This is a genomic window from Streptococcus pseudopneumoniae (assembly GCF_001074975.1).
Lineage (GTDB): Bacteria > Bacillota > Bacilli > Lactobacillales > Streptococcaceae > Streptococcus > Streptococcus pseudopneumoniae_D.
Map to the genome: position 1 here is coordinate 1 of NZ_JUUO01000041.1, position 293 is coordinate 293.

The 293-nt window shown below is 43.7% G+C and carries 1 pseudogene; it reads right to left on the reverse strand.

Annotation, left to right across the window (positions count from 1 at the left end):
- Positions 1–293, reverse strand: a pseudogene (locus ADI86_RS10720) (IS630 family transposase); the annotation flags it as partial.

Sequence of the window (293 nt, forward strand, 5' to 3'; positions counted from 1 at the left end):
TCCTGTCTGAGCATCTACTGCCCCATAACAATAGCGATATTCTCGCATATAATGACTAGGAATACTTGGTCGGATTCCTTGAGGAGCCCAACAAGAACTCATCTTACTGATTCTCCCGAAACCAGCTTCGTCTTGGTACATCAAACGTACTTTGTTATAAGTTCCCTCTTCTTTAAAGCGCTTACTTAAGGTCTCAAATGTAGATTTTATTTTTAGACGTCTCAATGGTCTGAGCGTCTGCCTTCTTGGGATGTTCAGGTCGAGGAGTAACCGTTCGCCAACCATGGCGTTTC